Annotated in this window: 16 protein-coding genes; 9 read left to right on the forward strand and 7 right to left on the reverse strand. The window is 63.7% G+C overall.

What is annotated here, in order from left to right; genetic code table 11:
* The first annotated feature begins 158 nt into the window (after positions 1-158).
* Complete coding sequence (locus tag GTP27_RS00780; protein ID WP_161037290.1) at positions 159-1,178, forward strand: sensor domain-containing diguanylate cyclase; 1,020 nt, start codon at positions 159-161, stop codon at positions 1,176-1,178.
* Between the two features lie 22 nt (positions 1,179-1,200).
* On the opposite strand, the gene GTP27_RS00785 is transcribed toward GTP27_RS00780, so the two are convergent.
* Positions 1,201-1,986, reverse strand: coding sequence for a sulfite exporter TauE/SafE family protein (locus tag GTP27_RS00785; RefSeq protein WP_161037291.1), 786 nt, complete (start codon positions 1,984-1,986; stop codon positions 1,201-1,203).
* 40 nt (positions 1,987-2,026) lie between these two features.
* Positions 2,027-3,124 carry a tartrate dehydrogenase gene (locus GTP27_RS00790; protein ID WP_161037292.1) on the reverse strand — a complete coding sequence of 366 codons (1,098 nt, stop codon included), beginning with the start codon at positions 3,122-3,124 and terminating at the stop codon, positions 2,027-2,029.
* A gap of 96 nt (positions 3,125-3,220) precedes the next feature.
* Here GTP27_RS00790 and GTP27_RS00795 point away from each other — a divergent pair, with 96 nt between their 5' ends.
* Positions 3,221-4,135, forward strand: coding sequence for a LysR family transcriptional regulator (locus GTP27_RS00795; protein ID WP_161037293.1), 915 nt, complete (start codon positions 3,221-3,223; stop codon positions 4,133-4,135).
* Between the two features lie 32 nt (positions 4,136-4,167).
* On the opposite strand, the gene GTP27_RS00800 is transcribed toward GTP27_RS00795, so the two are convergent.
* On the reverse strand, positions 4,168-5,091 hold the full coding sequence (locus GTP27_RS00800) for a LysR family transcriptional regulator (protein WP_161037294.1): 924 nt from the start codon (positions 5,089-5,091) through the stop codon (positions 4,168-4,170).
* Positions 5,092-5,286: 195 nt separating this feature from the next.
* Between GTP27_RS00800 and GTP27_RS00805 the strand changes: the two genes are divergently transcribed.
* From GTP27_RS00805 to GTP27_RS00825, 5 genes are all read left to right on the forward strand, one after another.
* Complete coding sequence (locus GTP27_RS00805; RefSeq protein ID WP_161037295.1) at positions 5,287-6,588, forward strand: MFS transporter; 1,302 nt, start codon at positions 5,287-5,289, stop codon at positions 6,586-6,588.
* A gap of 35 nt (positions 6,589-6,623) precedes the next feature.
* Positions 6,624-7,523 (forward strand): L(+)-tartrate dehydratase subunit alpha, encoded by a 900-nt coding sequence (gene ttdA, locus GTP27_RS00810; protein ID WP_161037296.1) that lies wholly within the window; start codon positions 6,624-6,626, stop codon positions 7,521-7,523.
* Positions 7,520-8,128, forward strand: a complete 609-nt coding sequence (gene ttdB / locus GTP27_RS00815) for a L(+)-tartrate dehydratase subunit beta (RefSeq protein WP_161037297.1) — start codon at positions 7,520-7,522, stop codon at positions 8,126-8,128. Before ttdA ends, ttdB begins: the two co-directional genes overlap by 4 nt.
* A gap of 378 nt (positions 8,129-8,506) precedes the next feature.
* On the forward strand, positions 8,507-9,640 hold the full coding sequence (locus GTP27_RS00820; protein WP_161037298.1) for a choice-of-anchor J family PEP-CTERM protein: 1,134 nt from the start codon (positions 8,507-8,509) through the stop codon (positions 9,638-9,640).
* Positions 9,637-11,067 (forward strand): PA domain-containing protein, encoded by a 1,431-nt coding sequence (locus tag GTP27_RS00825; RefSeq protein ID WP_161037299.1) that lies wholly within the window; start codon positions 9,637-9,639, stop codon positions 11,065-11,067. The genes GTP27_RS00820 and GTP27_RS00825 overlap by 4 nt, the downstream gene beginning before the upstream one ends.
* Positions 11,068-11,118: 51 nt before the next feature.
* Here GTP27_RS00825 and GTP27_RS00830 read toward each other — a convergent pair whose 3' ends face one another.
* Both GTP27_RS00830 and GTP27_RS00835 read right to left on the reverse strand, forming a co-directional pair.
* A complete protein-coding gene (locus GTP27_RS00830) occupies positions 11,119-12,138 on the reverse strand; it encodes an acetoacetate decarboxylase (ADC) (protein WP_202416463.1) in 1,020 nt (339 codons plus the stop codon).
* Entirely contained in the window at positions 12,135-13,373 is a 1,239-nt protein-coding gene (locus GTP27_RS00835; RefSeq protein WP_161037669.1) for an NADH:flavin oxidoreductase/NADH oxidase family protein, read from the reverse strand. Before GTP27_RS00835 ends, GTP27_RS00830 begins: the two co-directional genes overlap by 4 nt.
* 133 nt (positions 13,374-13,506) lie before the next feature.
* On the opposite strand from GTP27_RS00835, the gene GTP27_RS00840 reads away from it, so the two are divergent.
* Positions 13,507-13,920 carry a MerR family DNA-binding transcriptional regulator gene (locus GTP27_RS00840; RefSeq protein ID WP_161037300.1) on the forward strand — a complete coding sequence of 138 codons (414 nt, stop codon included), beginning with the start codon at positions 13,507-13,509 and terminating at the stop codon, positions 13,918-13,920.
* Here GTP27_RS00840 and ccoG read toward each other — a convergent pair.
* Positions 13,904-15,322, reverse strand: coding sequence for a cytochrome c oxidase accessory protein CcoG (gene ccoG / locus GTP27_RS00845; RefSeq protein ID WP_161037301.1), 1,419 nt, complete (start codon positions 15,320-15,322; stop codon positions 13,904-13,906). The two genes, GTP27_RS00840 and ccoG, sit on opposite strands and share 17 nt — an antisense overlap.
* A gap of 124 nt (positions 15,323-15,446) precedes the next feature.
* Here ccoG and GTP27_RS00850 point away from each other — a divergent pair, with 124 nt between their 5' ends.
* Positions 15,447-16,853 carry an aminotransferase-like domain-containing protein gene (locus GTP27_RS00850; protein WP_161037302.1) on the forward strand — a complete coding sequence of 469 codons (1,407 nt, stop codon included), beginning with the start codon at positions 15,447-15,449 and terminating at the stop codon, positions 16,851-16,853.
* A gap of 10 nt (positions 16,854-16,863) precedes the next feature.
* Here GTP27_RS00850 and GTP27_RS00855 read toward each other — a convergent pair whose 3' ends face one another.
* The gene (locus GTP27_RS00855) at positions 16,864-17,739 is read right to left on the reverse strand and encodes an HD domain-containing phosphohydrolase (RefSeq protein ID WP_161037303.1); all 876 of its coding nucleotides are present in this window, start codon (positions 17,737-17,739) and stop codon (positions 16,864-16,866) included.
* Positions 17,740-17,767: the final 28 nt, after the last annotated feature.

A 17,767-nucleotide genomic window follows, 5' to 3' on the forward strand; every position in this document is an offset into this window, starting at 1 on the left:
CAAGTTGACCCATCTTGCGCAGTGCATCAAAGTTACAAATCTCCAATATAAATGGAACAATGTGTAGAATAAAATGGCTACAATATAGACAGACTCATCAGATTGTTTTCTGCCAACCAATTGATGCTCTGGCGTGCCCGGCACGACAGTAACCTGACATGGATCACATTTTTCCGCCTATCCAGCTCGATCCGGCCATCCTGCTGGACATCATCCAGGTACAAACCGAAATTGCCCGTTGCGGACTCGATCTGGGTCAGGTGATCAATCTGGTATGCCAGCACAGCCAGCAGCTAACCCAGGGCAGCGGCGCCGTGGTGGAAATTGCCGAAGGCAGCTTCATGGTGTATCGCGCCGCCAGCGGCAGCGCCGCCGGCCAGCTGGGCCTGCGCATCCCGCTGGAAGGCAGCCTGTCCGGCCTGTGCGTGACTAGCAATGAGGCGCTGATCTGCCATGACGCCCTCACCGATAGCCGGGTGGACCAGCGCGCCTGTCAGGCCGTGGGCCTGCGCTCGATGGTGGTGGTGCCGCTCAGCCATGGCGAACAGGCGGTCGGGGTGCTGAAAGTGATTGCCGCGCAGCCGGCCAGCTTCGACGCCCGCGCCATCGCCATCCTGCAGCTGATGTCGGGCGTGATTGCGGCCGCCATGTACCACGCCAGCAAATACGATATCGACCAGCTCTACCATCAGGCTACCCACGATGCCATGACCAACCTGCCCAACCGGGCGCACTATTTCGACCGCCTGCGCAGCAGTCTGGCACTGGCCGAGCGCCAGCGCCACAAGCTCGGCATACTGGGCGTGGACATGGATGGGCTGAAATTCATCAACGATACCTACGGCCACCGCGCCGGCGATGCCGCCATCCGCGAAATCGGCCAGCGCCTGCGGCAGGAAGTGCGCCAGGCCGATCTGGTGGCGCGCATAGGCGGCGACGAATTCATGGTGCTGCTCACCGATATCGGCGACCAGCAGCAGATCGAGGCCAAAGTCGCGCATCTGGTGCAGCAGGCGAGCCGGCTCTACCAGTTCGAAGGCAAGCAGCTGCCGCTCTCGGTGAGCATAGGCAGTGCCATCTATCCCGACGATGGCCACCACATCGAAGCGCTGACCGAACTGGCCGACCAGGCCATGTACCAGCGTAAGAAGCAGCGCCAGAAAAGCCTGCAGGACTAATCTGGCCTAAGTACAGGGCCACTCACAGGCAGGCTTTCAGCAGCAGCCACAGCGCCGTTACCAATATCATCGCAGCGAACGCCCGCTTGACGCTGCGCTCGGGCAGGCGGTGTGCCAGCGCCACGCCCGCCGTCACGGTGAGCATGCCGCCAGCAGCCATGGGCAGTCCCACGGCCCACTGTACATGGCCGGCACTGCCGTAGGTCAGCAATGCCACCACCGAACACGGCGTCACCAGCGCCAGCGACAGGCTTTGCGCCTCGGTCTGGCGCAAACCGAACAGCCCGGTAAATACCGGCGTGGCGACCAGCCCGCCCCCAACTCCCAGCAAGCCCATGCAGGCGCCGCCCAGCAGACCGACCAGCGGCAGCCAGCCGCGCTGCATACGCGCCGGCCCGGCCACTGGCAGCGTCGCGGCCGCGCGCTGCTGGCTCAGCATGCGCAAGGCCAGCAAGAGCAGAAAGACGGCGAATACCGTGCGCAGTGCAGCCGGATGCAGACCAGTGGCATAGCGTGCCACCAGCAGCGTCGCCAGTGCAGCCAGGGCCCCCAGCGGCAGGCTGACGCGCCAGTCCAGCGGGTGATGGCGGCTGTAGCGCCACCAGCCCAGCAACAGGATAGGCACCATCATCGCCAGCGACGTGCCCTGTGCCAGCGCCTGCTCCATGCCGAAGGCCAGCACCAGAAACGGAATCGCGATGATCCCGCCGCCTATGCCGAACATGCCGCCCATGAAGCCGAGGATAGCGCCTATCGCCAGCATCAGCGCAAGCTGGCTGGCAGCAAAACCGGCGTATGCGCTCAGCATGCAGCACCCTGGCCGCTATGGCGCGCAGGCAGGCGCGCCATCAGGCAGCGTGCGCAGCCAGCGCTGCGGCGATAGCCTGCCCCATGGCGACAGTACTGGCACTGCCGCCCAGATCGGGCGTGCGCGGCCCGTGCTGCAGCACCTGTTGGATGGCAGCAACGATAGCATCGTGCGCCGCGCGATAGGCAGCACCGTTGCTGGCGTTGTGGGCGAGGAAGTCCAGCATCAGGGCGCCGGACCAGATCATGGCAACCGGGTTGGCGATGCCCTGACCGTAGATATCGGGTGCCGAACCATGGACCGGCTCGAACAGCGAAGGGAAAGTACGCTGCGGATTCAGGTTGGCCGAGGGGGTAATGCCGATCGTGCCGGTGCAGGCCGGCCCCAGATCGGACAGTATGTCGCCGAACAGATTGGAGGCCACCACCACATCGAAGCGCTCGGGACTGAGCACGAAACGGGCCGCCAGTATGTCGATATGGTACTGGTCCCAGCGTACCGCGGGATAGGCCGGCGCCATGGCGGCCACCCGCTCGTCCCAGTACGGCATGCTGATGGCAATGCCATTCGATTTGGTGGCCGAAGTCAGATGTTTTTTTGGCCGCGACTGGGCCAGTTCAAACGCATATTTGAGGATCCGGTCCACGCCCTTGCGGGTAAACACGGATTCCTGCAGCACCGTCTCGCGCTCCGTGCCCTCGAACATGCGCCCGCCCACGGACGAATATTCGCCCTCGGTATTTTCGCGCACCACCATGAAGTCGATATCGCCCACCTTGCGGTTGGCCAGCGGGCACGGCACGCCCGGCATCAGCCGCACCGGACGCAGATTCACATACTGGTCGAACTCGCGACGGAACTTCAGCAGCGAACCCCACAGCGACACATGATCGGGTACGCTGGCGGGCCAGCCCACGGCGCCGAAGTAGATGGCGTCAAAACCGCGCAACTGTTCGAACCAGTCATCGGGCATCATCTTGCCGTGCGCGGCGTAGTAATCGCAGTGGGCCCAGTCGAAGCTGGTGAACTCCAGTTCCAGCGCAAACTGCTGCGCCGCCACCTGCAATACCCGCAAGCCCTCGGGCATGACCTCTCTGCCTATGCCGTCGCCGGCGATCACCGCGATACGCTGTTTCATACTGGACACTCCTGCTATGAACCTTCGAAGCCGCTAGCATAGCGTTCACAGTATGAATTACAATCCCTCAGAATGTGAATCTTACGGACACGAATCGTGCACACCAACCCTCAGCTCGATGATTTACGCCTGCTCTGCGAAGTGGCGCGCCAGCGCAGCTTTGCCGCCACCGCGCGCCAGCTAGGCATCTCCAAGGCTGTGGTCAGCAAGCGCATCGCCCTGCTCGAAGCGGCCGTACAGGAGCAGCTGTTCCACCGCAGCACCCGCCAGGTCACGCTGACGGCACAGGGCGAAATCGTGCATCAATGGGCGCTGCGCATCTGCGAGGATGTCGATCTGATGGGACAGGCCATTTCGCGCGAAAAGGCCGCGCCGCATGGGCTGCTGCGCCTGTGCAGCAGCAGCGGTTTCGGCCGCAGCCAGCTGGCGCCCGCCCTGTCGGCACTGGCCCAGCAGTTTCCGCAAATGGAAATCCAGCTGGAATTGCTCGACCGTCCGGTCGATCTGGTGGAAGAAGGCTTCCAGCTCGATATCCGCGTCGGCCATGTCCACGAAGGCAGTGTCATCAAACGCCGCATTGCCGGCAACCGCCGCCTGCTGTGCGCCGCGCCGGCCTATCTGGCCGCGCACGGCAGCCCCACCACGCTGGAACAGCTGCACCAGCACCGCTGCATCCCTATCCGCGAGCGCGATCAGGATTTCGGCCGCTGGGAACTGCATGGGCCCCATGGCGTGGAGTCGGTGCGCGTGCAGGGCCAGCTGTCGTCCAATAATGGCGAAATCGTGCGCCAGTGGGCGCTCGACGGCCATGGCATCATCCTGCGCTCAAGCTGGGACGTGGCTGACCAGCTGGCCAGCGGCCAGCTGGTGGCCGTGCTGCCCGGCTATTACCAGCCGGCCGATATCTGGGCCGTCTATCCCTCGCGTCTGTCGGTCTCGGCACGGGTACGTCTGTGCGTGGAATTTCTGGCCGACTGGTTTGCCCGCCAGCCCGCCTATCAGCCGGCTTAGCGGCACCGTTAACCAACAAATTCCCAGCGAACTTACCAGCGCTGCTGTGCCTGCTTCGGGCTATCGGCATGCTGACTCAGGTAGTCGCGCAGATAGTCGACAAAATACGCCACCTTGGCCGACAGATTCAGCCTTTCCTGATACACGGCATAGATATCGGCCGGCGCCGTTTCGAACTCGGGCAACAGCTGCAGCAGCCGGCCGCTACGCAGATATTTCGCCACATCCCATTCCGCCCGCATCAGCACGCCATGGCCTTCCAGCGCCCAGTTGAGCGCCACCTCGCCATCGTTAGTGCTGAGCTTGCCATGTACCTTGATAGTTTCCACCTGCTTGCCACGACTCAGACGCCAGTTGCCGTAGGCTGCGTCGTTCTGGCGCAGCACAATGCAGCTGTGCTGGCCCAGATCATGCGGATGCAGCGGCGTGCCGCTGTGGCGCAGATACTCGGGGCTGGCCACCAGCAGGCGGCGGTTGGCCGCAATTTTCTTGGCAATCAGACGCGAATCGGGCAGGTCGCCAAAGCGTATGCACACATCGACGGCCGCATCAGGCAGGCTGACGGGGCGGTCGGTCAGATGCAGCAGCACTTCCACTTCCGTATAGCGGCGTGAAAACGCCGAAATGGCCGGCCCGATATAGCTGCGGCCAAAACCCAGCGGCGCATTCACGCGCAACAAGCCGCGCGGTGCGGCGCGGCTGCTGGCGACTAGCCTTTCCATTTCCGCAATATCGCCGAGGATGCGCTGGGCGTGGGTGAAATACACCTCGCCCTCACCTGTCAGGCTGATGCGCCGCGTGGTGCGGTTCAGCAGGCGCACACCCAGCCGCTCTTCCAGCTGGGTCAGGCGGCGCGACACGGCCGGCGGGGTCAGATTGAGTTCGCGCGCCGTGGCGGCCAGCGTACCCTGCTTCACCAGCAGGCAAAAGAAAGCCAGTTCCGTATCTGCATTCATTCGTAATTTTTTTTAACTAATGTTTTAAATTTCGCTCGATCCCTGCGTTTTTTAAAAACTATAACCTACTCGCCAGTTGTACGCCATCGAGAAAGCTGCCCGGGCATATCGATCGACCGGTGGACTAACCGCACTAGACGGACATTCCGCCAGCCACGAGGCTGGCCCACCTCAAAGCAACACTGGAGACTTATCATGCAACTCGATATCGAGCAGCGCACCATGCGCCGCATCAGCTGGCGCATCGTGCCCTTCATCATGCTGCTGTATTTCATCGCCTATCTGGACCGCGTCAACATCGGTTTCGCCGCCCTCACCATGAAGCACGATCTGGGCTTTACGGCCTCGATACTGGGCATGGGTGCAGGGATATTTTTCTGGGGCTACTTCCTGTTCGAGGTGCCCTCGAATATCGCCCTGCATCGATTCGGCGCCCGCCTGTGGATCGCCCGCGTGATGCTCACCTGGGGCCTGATTTCCGGCGCCATGGCTTTTGTACAGGGTGCCACCAGCTTCTACATCATGCGCTTCCTGCTGGGGGCAGCCGAAGCCGGTTTCTTCCCCGGCATCATCCTCTACCTGAGCTACTGGTTCCCGGCCCGCCACCGCGCGGGGGTCACGGCCCTGTTCATGGCTGCCGCACCGATTTCCACCGCCCTCGGTTCGCCTATTTCGGCAGCGCTGCTCGACATGCACGGCTTTCTTGGGCTGGTGGGCTGGCAATGGATGTTCATCCTCGAAGCCATACCCGCGCTGCTGCTGGGCGTCGTAGTGTTCTTCTACATGACGGACAAGCCGGAGCAGGCCCGTTGGCTGAAGGACGACGAGCGCGCATGGCTGATACAGACCATGCAGAAGGAACAGGCTGACAAGGCCGCACAGGCCCACCACAGCGTGTTCGCCGGGCTGGCCAATCCGCGCGTGATTGCCCTGGCACTGATCTATTTCGGCACCTCGGCCGGGCTGTACACGCTAGGCATCTGGGCCCCGCAGATCATCAAGGAACTGGGCGTGTCGTCCATCACGGTAGGCTTTCTGAACGCCATTCCGCCCATCGTCTCGGTGCTGGCCATGGTGCTGTGGTCGCGCCACTCGGACCGCACCGGCGAACGCACCTGGCACGTGGTGCTGGCCTGCTGCGCTGCCGCCATCGGGCTGGTAGTGGCTGCTGGCGCCAGCAGCATCGTCGGCCTGATCGCCGCCCTCACGCTGGTCAACATCGGCATCAGCTGCGCCAAGCCGCCGCTGTGGAGCATGCCCACCATGTTCCTGTCCGGTGCTGCTGCCGCCACCGGTATCGCCACCATCAATTCCATCGGCAATCTGGGCGGCTTTGCCGGCCCCGCCATGATCGGCTGGGTCAAGGACAGCACGGGCAGCTATCAGGGCGGCCTGTACTTCGTCGCTGGCCTGCTGGTGCTGTCGGCCGTACTGACGCTGCTGCTGGCCCGCAGCGGTCCCGGCCAGCCGCAAGCCCGCCCCGTTGCCGCCCACTAAACCCATCTATCACCGACTTTTAACAGGAGCACATTATGGACAAGGAAGTAGCAGTACAGTCCCTGACGGACACCATGGCCAAGTTCACGTCCTACATCGGCAAACGGCTGCCGAAAGACGTCAAAGCCAAACTGGCCGATTTACGCACCATGGAAACCAATCCGCTGGCCAGATCGATCTACGATTCCATGGACGGCAACCAGCAGGCGGCCGACAAACTGAACCGCCCCAGCTGCCAGGATACGGGCGTGATCCAGTACTTCATTTCGGCCGGTTCCAACTTCCCCCTGATCGGCGAACTGGAGGACGTGCTGCGTGACGCCACGCTGGGCGCCACAAAAATGGGGCCGCTGCGCCACAACGCAGTAGAAACCTTTGACGAGAAAAACACCGGCACCAATACGGGCACCCAGATTCCATGGCTGGACTGGCGCATCGTGCCCGGCGAGGACAGCTGCACCATCGATGTCTACATGGCCGGTGGCGGCTGCACTCTGCCCGGCGCCGCCAAGGTGCTGATGCCCGGTCAGGGCTATGAAGGCGTGGCCGAATTCGTGATGGACGTGATTACCGAACGCGGCGTCAACGCCTGCCCGCCGCTGCTGGTTGGCGTGGGCGTTTCAACCTCGGTGGAAACGGCGGCGCGCCTGTCCAAGCTGGCCATCCTGCGGCCGGTCGATTCCAGAGCCGACAATCCCAACGCCGCCCTGATGGAGCAGCTGCTGGAACAGGGACTGAACGAAATCGGCATCGGCCCGCAAGGACTGACCGGCAACAACAGCGTGATGGGCGTGAACATCGAATCGTCGGCCCGCCACCCGTCCACCATAGGCGTGGCCGTGAATACGGGCTGCTGGGCTCACCGCCGCGGCAAGATCCGCATCAACGCCGACATGTCCTATGAAATCATTTCCCACGAAGGAGTCGTACTGTGAAAAAAATCCTCACCACCCCCATCAGGGATGAAGACCTGCGCGACCTCAACGTCGGCGATGTGGTGTATCTGACTGGCCGTCTGGTGACCTGCCGCGACGTGGCGCACCGCCGCCTGATCGAACAGAAGCGCGAACTGCCCGTCAATCTCGAAGGCGGCGCCATCTTCCACGCCGGCCCCATCGTGCGCAAAAAGGACGATGACAGCTACGAGATGGTATCGATAGGTCCCACCACCAGCATGCGCATGGAAAAATTCGAGCGCGAATTCATCAAGCAGACGGGCGTCAAACTGATCGTCGGCAAAGGCGGCATGGGTCCGGAGACGGTGGCCGGCTGTCAGGAAGGCGTGGCCGTGCACGCCATTTTCCCCGGTGGCTGCGCCGTGCTGGCCGCCACGCAAGTGGAAGAAATCGAAGGCTACGAGTGGCCCGATCTGGGCATGCCGGAAACCCTGTGGATCAACCGCGTCAGGGAATTCGGCCCGCTTATCATCTCCATCGACACCAAGGGTAACAACCTGATTTCCGATAACAAGGTGGTGTTTAACCAGCGCAAGAAACCTGTGCTGGAACGCATCAGCAAACAACTGAGTTTCATTAAGTAGCCCCGCGGCTGGCGAACGTCAAGGCGTGCGGGCGGGCAACGGCCCTGCCTGCACGCCTCCTCCCTTCCTTCCCGCCAGCCCCTCCCCTCGCCCTACTTAACCTTTCTAGCAACTTTTCCCATAGAACATGTTGCAAAAAAGTCCCGAATTTTCCATGGTTTTTTGCCGCATCGACAATATTCAAATCTTGCTCTACAGGGTGAGAATCCGTGTATTTTGCACAAGCGAATGGTGTATTTTTTAATTTTATTTTTTAGAAAAACAAGAAGATTTAAGGTAATTTTGTCATGTAGTCGTCAGCGCCAGAAGCACTTAGCCGTGCCTTCTGACTTGTTCCACACGCTCGCCCGCTAGGGCAAACAAGACCATTGGAGCATCATGAACTTGCAAAAAACCCTGATCGGACTGCTGGCTGCCGCTGCCATCAGCCCCGCCTCCGCTGCCCCCCTTCTGAACGAAGGATTCAACGACATCGGCACACTGAGTTCCAGTGGCTGGTTCCTTACCAACAACAGCAGTCCGGCCGGCCAGAGTGGCTGGTTCCAGAGTGACGTGCTGGGTGCCGCTGCTGGCCCGGCCAATTCGGCCATAGGCGCCAACTACCTGAATGCAGCCGCCGGCGGCGCGATCAGCAACTGGCTGATCACGCCTGAACTGGCCATGGCCAACGGCAATACGCTGAACTTCTCCCTGCGTCTGATGGGCGAAGGTTTTCAGGATACGGTAGAGGTGTACTACAGCCTGGCAGGCGCCAGCCACAACGTGGGCAGCAGCACCTCTTCCACCGGCGACTTTGTCCTGCTGGGCACCTACAGCGCCACCAATGACACTGGCTGGACCAATAAAGCGCTGACCCTGTCCGGTCTGGGCGCTGCCGCCACGGGCCGGTTTGCCTTCCGCTACGTGGTGGGCGATACCAATGCCGCCGGTGACGCCATCGCCATCGATTCCGTCAACGTCAGCGCCGTACCGGAACCAGCAAGCGCGTTGCTGTTGCTGGCGGGCCTGGGCGTGCTGGTGTTCAACCGCAAACGGGCGCGCTGGCTGGCCTTTGCTGGCGCCTCGGCCACGGCACTGGTCGCGCAAGCCGAGCCGCAGGCAGCCAACGGCCTGATGACTTTCCCTCACACCCGCGTGATGACGGCCGCCGAATTGCAGCTCGATGTGACGCCGGCCTCGGGCACCAACGGCCTGATGGCCTACAAAGATCCCGTCACCGGCCAGTTGACGGGCCCGACGGCCGAGCAGGCCGCGGAGCTGGCAGCGCTGAGCGCAGCCAGCACGTCTAGCCGCGTCAGCAGCGGCCGCATCGCCCAGGGCGCCAAAGTGCAGCCGCTGAGCACTGCCAAAGGCGGTGTCGGCAGGCGGCTAGACGATAGCAAAGCCAGCTTTGCCATCGTGCAGAAGGCCGCCGATGGTACGCTGGTCCAGTCCTGCATGCCCGGTGAAGACGCCGAACAACATCTGGCCCATGACGCCCAGCTGCCAGCCGCGAAAGGAGCCCTGCAATGAAACGTCTCGTCCTGACCACCCTTGCAGCAGCCGCCTGTCTCTACACCAGCGCCAGTTCCGCCGTGACCCCGGTGCCTTCCGGCGCCACCATCATCATCGTCAACGGTGATCCGGCCGGGGTCGGCTTCAACGACCCCACCGTGGTTGCACCTGTGGGCGGCAATACCGGCACCACGCTGGGCGCCCAGCGCCTGAACGCCTTCCAGGCGGCCGCCAGCAAATGGGGCGCGACTCTGAGCAGCAGCGTCACCATCCGCGTCATGGCCACCTGGGCCCCACTGACCTGCACTAGCACCAGCGCCGTGCTGGGTAGTGCCGGCGCCACCGAGGTGTTCAGCGATTTCGCTGGCGCACCGCAGGCTGGCGCATGGTATGGCAAAGCCCAGACGGCCAAACTGACTGGCAGCGACCCCGATAGCACTACCGCCGACATCCGTGCGCGCTTCAATGTCAATCTGGGCAACGCCAACTGCTTGCCCGGCACACCATTCTATCTTGGGCTCGATAACAACCATGGCAGCAAGATCGACCTGGTCACGGTGCTGACCCACGAATTCGGTCACGGACTGGGCTTCCAGACTTACACCGACGGCAGCACCGGCGAGCAGTTGGGCGGTGTGCCCAGCATCTGGGACTTCTACCTCAAGGATTCCAGCACCGGCAAGCTGTGGAAAGACATGAGCGATAGCGAGCGTGCTGCGTCCTCGCTCAAGTCGGGCAAGCTGGTCTGGACTGGCGCCATCACCAACAACGCTCTGGCTGGCGTGCTGCAGCAAGGCGCTCCCGCTCTGACCCTGATCAGCCCGGCCAGCATAGCCGGTTCGATGCAGGTCGGCGCGGCCTCGTTCGGTCCGGCCCTGAGCAGTCCCGGCATGACGGGTGAAATCATGCCGGTGGTCGATAGCGGCATCAGCACTGGACTGGCCTGCAACCCTCTGTCGGCCGCCAATGCCGCCGCCGTCAGCGGCAAGATCGCGCTGGTCGATCGTGGCGTCTGCGCGTTCACCATCAAGGCCAAGAACGTGCAGAATGCCGGTGCGATCGGGGTGATCGTCGCCGACAATGCCGCGGGTTCACCGCCGCCCGGTCTGGGCGGAACGGACGCCAGCGTGGTGATACCTGCCGTGCGCATCACGCTCGATGACGGCATCGCACTCAAGGCAGCATTGGCCAAGCGCACCCGTTTGCACTCGAACGTGTACGCCAACCTCGGGGTGAATATGGCGCTGCGCGCCGGCGCCGACCTGCAGGGACGGATGCAGATGTTTGCACCTAACCCTTATCAGGGCGGCTCGTCGGTTTCGCACTTCGATACGGGGGCCTTCCCCAACCAGCTGATGGAACCGGCCATCAATGGCGACCTCACTCATGAAGTCACGGCTCCGAACGACCTGTCCTACTCGCTGCTGCGCGACATAGGCTGGTAAGCCACGGCCAGTTGGCCTAGCGGAGCGCCAGCCTGTCTGGCGCTCCGTTTTCTATTGCGTCGCTCCGTTCCGGCCCAGTGGTACAGGCGCGTACAGCGCACTCTGGAACTCCGGCACATATTCGTATTTCAGCAATCGTCCCAGCTGCAGACTCCTGACATAATCAGCCAGTTCGCCTTTGCCGAGGCTGAGCGTGGCCGCCTCCTGCCGGCTACTGCTGGCAGCACGCACATGGCGCGACAGGGCATAACCGACGCTGGGCCGGCCCGCATGGTCGAGATTGACGAAACTATGCCGCAGCACCTGCATCTGCGGCGCCGTATCGGCCAGCTTCTGCCCTTCCAGCAGTAGCGCCGGCGCAGCGTCATGCCCCTCGTACAGTGCATAACGCACACTCCCCTGCGCTGCCGTGTAATCGATCCGCGCCAGCCATTTGGGCAGCTTGTAGCCCACTACGCCGCGCACTCTGGCCAGTTCGGTATTGACGGGCAGTTTGAGCACATAACCCCAGAACTGGCCGGCACGCGACTGCGCCAGCAGACTCAGTGGGCCGTAGCTGCGCTGCCCCGGCGCATTGGTGACGATGGCCAGCGACAGTTCGTTATAGCTGTCGTTGTCGCACAGCTCGTAGGCATAGGCAGTGATCGCCACGGCGCCGCGTCCCGGCCACACTTGCAGCGGCTGCACCTGCGCCCGCAAGGCTGCCGGGATCAGGCTGCGCAGGCGCGCCAGATCGGCCGTGTACACCAGCGTAATCTTGCTGTTGCGGTAATAGTAATTGGGACTGTAGGAGGTAAAGCCTATTTCTACCTTCTGCTTGGGCAGGGTTTTGAACCAGCTTAGATCCAGTTCCGGATGTTCGGCCGCCACCACTGACAGCGGCGGATTGGAACGATAGCGCTCATACAGGCCACCAGCCTGCACCGGCACGGACTGGCCGGCCAGCATAATGGTGCTGACCGGCGCGGCCTGCGTCGGCGCTAGCATCACAGCAGACAGCAGCAGCGTGCCCGCCGCCCGCTGCATGGCACGGATCCGCCCCGCACCCGGCATCCGGCGCGCGCCGCTCATGCTGCAGCTCCCAGCTGGCGCATGCGCTGGCGGTAGCGCCGGTTCTGCAGTTTGCCGGTGAGCTGCTGCGCAATCAGCGCATACAGCGGCGATACATCGGGCGCGCTACGTTTGCCGCGGCTGAGGCGGCGCAGCTGGTGCTTGACCATGGCCATGTGCGCCGCCGACGCCATCACCTTGTCCTGCCAGGTGACGGGCCGTAGCTGCGGGTGCTCGGCAGGATAGTCGCGCCAGCGCCGCGGCAAATCCGGTGCAATGGCCAGCGCTGTCGCCATGCCCGCCAGTGCCACACCGCTGGCCAGTACCTGCTCCACCACGGGCAGGCGGCGGATACCGCCGGTCACCATCAGCGGCATGGCGGCGACCTGCGCCAGCTGCTGAGCGAATTCGAGGAAATAGGCTTCGCGCGCCAGCGTTCTGTCGTCGCGCGCCAGCCCCATCATGGCCGGCGCTTCATAGCTGCCGCCCGACAGTTCCAGCAGATCGATGCCCAGCGGATTCAGCATTTCCACCACGGCGCGCGCATCCTCGGCGCTGAAGCCGCCGCGCTGGAAGTCGGCCGAGTTGAGCTTGACGGCCACGGCGAACTCCGCCGACACGGCTAGCCGCACGGCTTTGACTACTTCGATCAGCAACCTTGCACGGCCAGCGATGGAACCGCCCCAGCCATCGCTGCGCCGGTTGGCCAGCGGCGACAGGAACTGGCTAAGCAGATAGCCGTGCGCCGCGTGGATCTGCACGCCATTGAAGCCGGCCTGCTGCGCCAGCATGGCGCTGCGCACGAAGCGCTCGATCACCTCGGCGATTTCCGCCTCGGTCATAGCGCGCGGCAGGGCAAACTCGGCGCTGAATTTGCCCAGATCCATGGCCAGCGCCGATGGCGCCAGCGTGGGCTGGCCCAGCGCAGCGGGCATCTGCCGGCCCGGATGATTGAGCTGCATCCAGATCTGGCCGCCGTGCGCGCGCGCCGCACTGGCCCAGCGGCGGAAGCGCTCAAGGCTGGCGCCCTGCTCCAGCACCACCCCGCCCGGCCCCGTCATGGCACGCCGGTCTATCATCACATTCCCGGTAATCATCAGCCCTACGCCGCCTTCGGCCCAGCGCTGATATAGCCGGATCAGGTCGTCGGATGGCGCCTGATCGGCATCGGCCATATTCTCTTCCATGGCCGCCTTGGCCAGCCGGTTAGGCAGCACGCTACCGTTAGGCAGGCGCAGTTCGCTAAAGACTTGCATCATCACTCCCGTGGTTACAGTCCCGTCACGATAAGTTTAAAGCGCACTTGAAGGTCAAGTACTTTTTAGCGTGCTTGACCTTCAAGTATGGTTGAAGGTTATAGTGCAGCGATCGGCAAGTAGGGAGACGGCAATGAAAATCGGCGAACTGGCCCGGCGTACGGGCGTGGCGGCTTCGGCCATCCGCTTTTATGAAGCGCAGGGGCTGCTGAAAGGGGTGCAGCGGCTGGCCAATGGCTACCGCGACTATCCGCCTGAATCGGCCACGCTGCTCTCCATCCTCAGCGGCGCCCAGCGCGCCGGATTCACGCTCGATGAAATCCGCCAGCTGCTGCCGCAGGACTTGCGCCACTGGCAGCACGCCGGACTGATGGCGGCGCTGCAGCAGAAGGTCCGCGATATCGAAGCGCTACAGGCGCGGCTGGCACAGAACCGGGAGCATTTGCAGCACCTGATCGCGCTGATCAACGCGCGGCCTGACGATATCGACTGTCAGGACAATGCCGCGCGCGTGCTGGCCAGCATGGGCATCACGAACGGGGAATGAAGAACATGGCTTTCTCTTCCACCTGAACGGGTGCCCCCGCAGCATCGACCGCCACGAGACGGAAGCTGATGCGGTTGGCGCCATGCACGCCCTGCCCCGGGGCCAGCCGTACGGTGACGGGAACGGAGCGGGTGCTGGCCGGTTCCAGCAGCAGTTCGGCAGGCGTCAGCAGCGTCAGTCCGTTCAGGCCATGCACCGAGAGACGGTAGCGCCTCGCCTGCTCCTCCGCATGCATGAACTGCAGGCGGAAGCTGTTTTCGATCTGCCCATCCTCCACTACACGCGCCATCACGCCACGGTCGCGTATCACGTCCAGCCTGAGCGGACTACGGTGCAGCATAGTCCAGCCCAAGGCGGCCGTGACCAGCGCCAGCAAGGCAACATACACCAGTACGCGCGGGCGCAGCAGCCGTGCCGCCAGTGTCTGCTGCACCGCCTGCGGCTGCATCGAACGGCTGGTAGTAAAGCGTACCAGGCCGCGCGGCGCGCCTATCTTGTCCATCACGCTGTCGCAGGCATCGACACAGGCGGCGCAACTGATGCAGTCATACTGCAGGCCGTTGCGGATATCGATGCCGGTCGGGCAGACCTGCACGCACAGCGAACAGTCGATGCAGCTGCCACTCGCCTTGCCGACCTGCTGGCTGGCCGGTGTGGCCCGTGCCAGCGGCGCGCGTGGTTCGCCGCGCCGCGCGTCGTAGCTGACGATGAGCGTATCCTGATCGAACATGGAGCTCTGGAAGCGCGCATAGGGGCACATGTAGCGGCACACCTGCTCGCGCATCCAGCCAGCGTTGCCGTAGGTGGCCACGCTATAGAACAGCACCCAGAAGGTTTCCCATGGCCCCAGCGCCAGCGCCACGCTGCTGCCGGCCAGCGCGTGCAGCGGCGTGAAATAGGCCACGAAGGTAAAACCCGTCCACAGGGCAAACAGCAGCCATGCCAGATGTTTGCCGCCTTTGCGCAGCACTTTGGCCGTGCCCCATGGCTGGCGGTCCAGCCGCATGCGCGCACTGCGTTCGCCCTCGAACTGGCGCTCTATCCACATGAAGATTTCCGTGTACACCGTCTGCGGACAGGCAAAGCCGCACCACACCCGCCCCGCGACGGCGGTAAACAGGAATAGCGACAGCGCGCAGATGATCAGCAGGGCCGCCAGATAGATCAGGTCCTGCGGCCACAGCACCAGTCCCCACAGGTAGAACTTGCGCGCCCCGAGGTCGAACAGCACGGCCTGCCGGCCGTTCCAGTGCAGCCATGGAAGACCGTAAAAGGCCAGCTGGGTAAGCCAGACGCATAGCCAGCGCCAGCGGGCAAACATACCACGCGCCTCGCGCGCGTAGATCTGCTCGCGCGGCGCATACATGCGGATGACGGCAACATCGGGAGTAGTCTGAGTCATGATAGGTCTCGCTTCAGGGCAGCGCAGTGCAAGTTGACAAAGCCATAGACAGCGCGCTTATGTATGGATAAAGTACAGGCATAAAGCCATATTATGGCAAAACAAAATCCATACATTAAGAATAATGCCCCAATCCAGATCCATACAAGATGAAGAGCATGCACTCGCATGGGTGGGCCAGTTCGCCCAGCATGCCGGGCCGCGCTACCTGCAGATCGCCCGCTTCATCGAGCAGGCACTGGCCAACGGCGTGCTGCGTCCGGGCGACCGCCTGCCGGCCCAGCGCCGTCTGGCCACGCTGCTGCAGGTAGACCTGACCACGGTGACCCGCGCCTACGACGTGGCACGCCAGCGTCACCTGCTGGAAGGACGGGGCGCACGCGGCACCTATGCGGCCGCCGCCAAGACAGAACTGGGGCAGCTGCTGGACCTCAGCATGATCATTCCGCCCGCACCGGCAGGACTGGATTTCGCCGAACTGCTCCGGCAAGGGCTGGCGCAAGTGCTGCTGCATACGGATAGCAGCATGCTGATGAACTACCACCTCGGCGGCGGCAGTGCCGCCGACCGTGCCGCCGGTGCGCTCTGGCTAGCGCCCCTGTTCGGCGCTCTGGAGCACGACAGCATCAGCGTCTGCTCGGGCGCCCAGTCGGCGCTGGCGGCGCTGATCATGGCACTCAGTCTGCCCGGCAGCAGCATACTGGCCGAACCGCTGGCCTATCCGGGCCTGCTGAATGCGGCGCAGGCACTGGGACGCAGCGTGCAGCCGGTAGCCACCGATGCCAGCGGCATGTGCCCCGAGGCGCTGGAGCAGGCCTGCCGCCAGCATGGCGCCACCCTGCTCTACCTCAACCCCACGCTGCAGAACCCCACCACCCACACCATGCCCGCAGCGCGCCGGCTGGAACTGCTGCGCGTGTGCGCGCGCCACGGCGTGATGATTATCGAAGACGATCCGTATTCGCTGCTGGCAGACGATGCGCCGCCACCGCTGGCTGCCAGCGCACCCGCGCAGGTGGCCCATATCGCCACGCTGTCGAAGTGTCTGGCACCGGGCCTGCGTACCGCCTTCGTACTGCTGCACTCGGCGGAACTGCGCGCGCGCTTCATGACGGCCCTGCGGGCACTGGTGCTGATGGCCACCCCGCTCACCAGCGCGCTGACCACGCAATGGATACACGACGGTTCGGCCCAGCGCCTGCTGCAAGGCGTACGGCAGGAAGCACGCCAGCGCCAGCGCCTTGCCAGCCAGTTGCTGGCTGGCCGCGCCGACGGTGCGCACGCTTGCGCCATCCACATCTGGCTAGAACTGCCGGCCTACTGGCGTGCACAGGAACTGGCGCAGGTAGCGCAGGCCGAGGGGCTGGCCGTCAGTCCGGCCAGCGCTTTCAGCACCGGCCCGCGCGCGCCGGAAGCCATCCGCATCGCGCTCGGTTCCATCGCCGACGAAATGCGCCTGCGTGCCGCGCTGCGCAAGCTCTCCGATCTGCTGGCGCGCCATCCCGGCCAGAGCAGCAGCGTGGTGGTCTAGCAGCGCTGCCTCAGACCAGCGCGGCGCGGTGCTGCTCTACCAGCCGGTCGATCAGCGCCGCGTCTGGCGCTATCGATAGCGCCCGCGCCGGATCCTGCCGTCCGCTAGGCAGCACGCCCGCACCGCCTGCGGCCAGCGTGTATTCGCTATGGCACGCGGGGCAGTACAGCGCATCGCCGGCATGGGCCTCGCGCGGGCGCACGATGGTCGGCCCGCACGACAGGCAGCGTTCCAGCGGTATGCCTTCATCGCTATGGCCGACGATGTGGGCCAGCGCATCGCTCTCGCCCAGCGTGAGGAACAGTTCGCCCATTTCGGCATCGAACTGGCGCCCCAGTTCCAGCCGGATGATGGACAGCGCCTTGGCTATCGGCATACCGGCGCGATACGGCCGGGTACTGGTCATGGCATCGAACGCATCGCAGATGCCGACGATGCGCGCCACCAGCGGTATGGCCTCGGCGCGCAAGCCATAGGGGTAGCCGTTGCCATCGGGGGTTTCATGGTGCAGCAGCACGGCATCGCGCGCCAGCTGCGCCAGCGGGTGCGCGCCTAGCAGGCGCAGACCGCTTTCGGGATGGGTGCGGATCACCGCATATTCTTCATCGTTCAGCCTTTCCTTCTTGCCCAGTATGGCATCGGGAATGGCAATCTTGCCCAGATCATGCAGGAAGCCGCCCAGCGCCACCCGCGCCACTTCAGCCTCGGACAGGCCGGCAGCCTGCGCCAGCAAGCGGGAAAACTGCGCCACCCGCCACAGGTGGCCGCCCGTGTAGGGATCGCGCGCTTCCACTACCCACGCCAGTTGCAGCAGACTGGCCAGCAATTGACGCTGCGGTTCGGGGTTGGTGCGCCAAGGCGCGCGGAGGATACTGGACCATTGCATGATAGGGGCTTCCTTTTTCGGGCTGATC

Source organism: Duganella qianjiadongensis (assembly GCF_009857915.1).
Taxonomy (GTDB): domain Bacteria; phylum Pseudomonadota; class Gammaproteobacteria; order Burkholderiales; family Burkholderiaceae_D; genus Rugamonas; species Rugamonas qianjiadongensis.

What these genes read in the sequence shown, in the direction of transcription:
- GTP27_RS00780 (WP_161037290.1), top strand. Translation starts at nt 159, where the DNA reads ATGGATCACATTTTTCCGCCTATCCAGCTCGATCCGGCCATCCTGCTG.
- GTP27_RS00785 (WP_161037291.1), bottom strand. Translation starts at nt 1,986, where the DNA reads ATGCTGAGCGCATACGCCGGTTTTGCTGCCAGCCAGCTTGCGCTGATG.
- GTP27_RS00790 (WP_161037292.1), bottom strand. Translation starts at nt 3,124, where the DNA reads ATGAAACAGCGTATCGCGGTGATCGCCGGCGACGGCATAGGCAGAGAG.
- GTP27_RS00800 (WP_161037294.1), bottom strand. Translation starts at nt 5,091, where the DNA reads ATGAATGCAGATACGGAACTGGCTTTCTTTTGCCTGCTGGTGAAGCAG.
- GTP27_RS00805 (WP_161037295.1), top strand. Translation starts at nt 5,287, where the DNA reads ATGCAACTCGATATCGAGCAGCGCACCATGCGCCGCATCAGCTGGCGC.
- ttdA (WP_161037296.1), top strand. Translation starts at nt 6,624, where the DNA reads ATGGACAAGGAAGTAGCAGTACAGTCCCTGACGGACACCATGGCCAAG.
- GTP27_RS00820 (WP_161037298.1), top strand. Translation starts at nt 8,507, where the DNA reads ATGAACTTGCAAAAAACCCTGATCGGACTGCTGGCTGCCGCTGCCATC.
- GTP27_RS00825 (WP_161037299.1), top strand. Translation starts at nt 9,637, where the DNA reads ATGAAACGTCTCGTCCTGACCACCCTTGCAGCAGCCGCCTGTCTCTAC.
- GTP27_RS00830 (WP_202416463.1), bottom strand. Translation starts at nt 12,138, where the DNA reads ATGAGCGGCGCGCGCCGGATGCCGGGTGCGGGGCGGATCCGTGCCATG.
- GTP27_RS00835 (WP_161037669.1), bottom strand. Translation starts at nt 13,373, where the DNA reads ATGCAAGTCTTTAGCGAACTGCGCCTGCCTAACGGTAGCGTGCTGCCT.
- GTP27_RS00840 (WP_161037300.1), top strand. Translation starts at nt 13,507, where the DNA reads ATGAAAATCGGCGAACTGGCCCGGCGTACGGGCGTGGCGGCTTCGGCC.
- ccoG (WP_161037301.1), bottom strand. Translation starts at nt 15,322, where the DNA reads ATGACTCAGACTACTCCCGATGTTGCCGTCATCCGCATGTATGCGCCG.
- GTP27_RS00850 (WP_161037302.1), top strand. Translation starts at nt 15,447, where the DNA reads ATGCCCCAATCCAGATCCATACAAGATGAAGAGCATGCACTCGCATGG.
- GTP27_RS00855 (WP_161037303.1), bottom strand. Translation starts at nt 17,739, where the DNA reads ATGCAATGGTCCAGTATCCTCCGCGCGCCTTGGCGCACCAACCCCGAA.